The sequence below is a fragment of the Paraburkholderia sp. J8-2 genome, assembly GCF_905220195.1.
GTDB lineage: Bacteria > Pseudomonadota > Gammaproteobacteria > Burkholderiales > Burkholderiaceae > Paraburkholderia.
This window is the reverse complement of sequence record NZ_CAJMZA010000077.1, coordinates 1-2,119: the sequence shown is the minus strand read 5'-3', so window position 1 is coordinate 2,119 and position 2,119 is coordinate 1. Positions and strand designations below refer to the sequence as shown.

Annotated in this window: 2 protein-coding genes; both read left to right on the top strand. The window is 58.7% G+C overall.

Going from position 1 to position 2,119, the window contains the following annotated elements:
* Positions 1-1,486 (top strand): intermembrane transport protein PqiB (locus U5A52_RS42765; protein ID WP_321940426.1); only part of this gene is annotated, 1,486 nt, incomplete at its 5' end.
* Positions 1,483-2,119, top strand: a 637-nt coding sequence (locus U5A52_RS42760; RefSeq protein ID WP_321940425.1) for a PqiC family protein, incomplete at its 3' end; no start/stop codon positions are given. The genes U5A52_RS42765 and U5A52_RS42760, both read left to right, overlap by 4 nt.

Here is a 2,119-nt window from a genome sequence, read left to right as displayed (position 1 = left end):
GCGATCAGTCGCGACACAAGGGCCGACTGTCACTATCAGCTTTCTCACCGCCGAAGGACTGGAGGCCGGGCGAACAAAGGTGCGATACCGTAACGTGGAGATCGGCGAGGTCAAGACCATCCGCCTCTCTAACGACCATTCCCGTGTCCTTGTGGATGTACAGATAGCCAAAACCTCAACCAATCTCGCGGTTGAAGACGCCCGCTTCTGGGTGGTGCGCCCAAGGATCGGAATGGGTGGTATTTCGGGTCTTGGTACCGTCCTCTCCGGCGCGTATATCGGCATGGATCCTGGTCGCTCCGACCAGCCCCGTGAAAAGTTCATCGGACTCGAGACGCCTCCCATCGTGACCAGCGACCAGAAGGGGCGTCGTTATGTTCTTGATGGCGATTCCCTCGGCTCCGTTGATATCGGCTCGCCAGTCTACTACCGCCGTTTCCAGGTCGGACGTGTTGTCGCACGCTCCCTTAACGATGACGGCAAGGGCGTCACCATCCAGGTCTTCATTGATGAGCCCTACGACAAACTTGTTAAGGCAGATTCATACTGGTGGCATGCAAGTGGTGTCGACCTGCGGCTGGATTCGGGCGGTATGAGACTGAATACCCAGTCACTCGCGACGGTCGTCATGGGTGGTCTCGCGTTCCAGTCCCGCCCCGATCACGAGGCGGCAGGCGAAGCGCCCAACGGCACCGCTTTCCCGCTTTCCGACAGTCAGGCAGAGGCGATGCGCGCACCGGACGGTGCTGCTGCAAGCGTTGTCATGAAGTTCAATCAGTCGCTGCGCGGCCTGTCTGTCGGCGCGACGGTCGATTTCCGCGGAATCGAGCTTGGACGCGTCACTGCAGTCGACGTGGAATACGACCCGAAACGATCGGAATTCACGATGCCAGTGACGGTGAACCTGTTTCCCAATCGCCTCGGAAGAAAGTTCCGGGAGTCGCTGGGTGAAGGCAACAACGACGGCGGAAAGGCACTCCTGCAAAAACTGGTGGCTCAGGGTTTGCGCGCCCAGTTGCGGACCGGAAGTCTTATCACTAACCAGCGCTACATTGCGCTGGACATCTTTCCGAACGCCCCGCAGGCCACCATAGACATGACGAGGGTACCGCTAGAACTACCGACTGTGCCCAATTCGCTGGAGGAGCTTCAGGTGGTCATCGCCGATATTGCCAAAAAGCTGGATCGTGTGCCGTTCGACCGGATCGGCACCAACCTCGATCAAACGCTCCAGAGTGCCAATCGTGCATTCACGCAAATGAACACCGAACTTGCGCCTCAGGCCCGCGATACCCTCGCGACCGCCCAGGAAACGTTCCGTACAGCGCAGGCAGCGTTACAGCAGGATTCGCCGCTCCAGTCGGATATGCGGCAAGCTGTTTCGCAACTCAATCGCACGCTGCAATCGCTGAACGAGCTGGCTATCTACCTTCAGGAGCATCCGGAGTCACTCCTGCGCGGCAAGCCAAGGGATGAAAAGCCATGAGTCAAAAAACTACGAGGCGAAGTCACCAGCCCGGATGCCTTAAGCTGCTTTTTGCTTTGTGCAGCATCGCCGCGCTTGCTGCGGCGTGCACCGCTGTGCCGGAAGTGCATACCTACACCTTGGGCACGGAATCCCCGCCGCAGACGTTACGAAATAAAGTCGTCAACGACGAAAATTCACACCCAGCATTTCTGATCGACGTGGCGCCTGTCGTCGTTCCAGCACAGGTCGCGCGACGGCAACTCGTCTTGCAGAAGGATCCCGTACGCGTTCAGGTCATGGAACAGGCGCGCTGGAGCACTGCCCCGGCCGATGAGCTTCGCCAACGTTTGTCGGCGAACCTTTCCGCGGCGCTTGGCACGTTCGACGTCGCGAGCGTTCCCTATCCAGCAGATCAACCGGTCTATCGAATTAGCGTTGTGGTGCAGCGATTCGAGTCATGGTACGCATCGCACGCACTGCTGGACACCGTGTGGACGGTGAAACCACGAACAGGAACGACCATGCTGACCTGCCATTCGACGTACTCGGTGCCCGTCAGCGACGGCTTTGGCGAGCTTGTGAAGGGGCATCAGCTGGCAGTGTCCGAATTGTCGAATGAGATAGCAACGATCCTCGCAGCACAGCAGGATT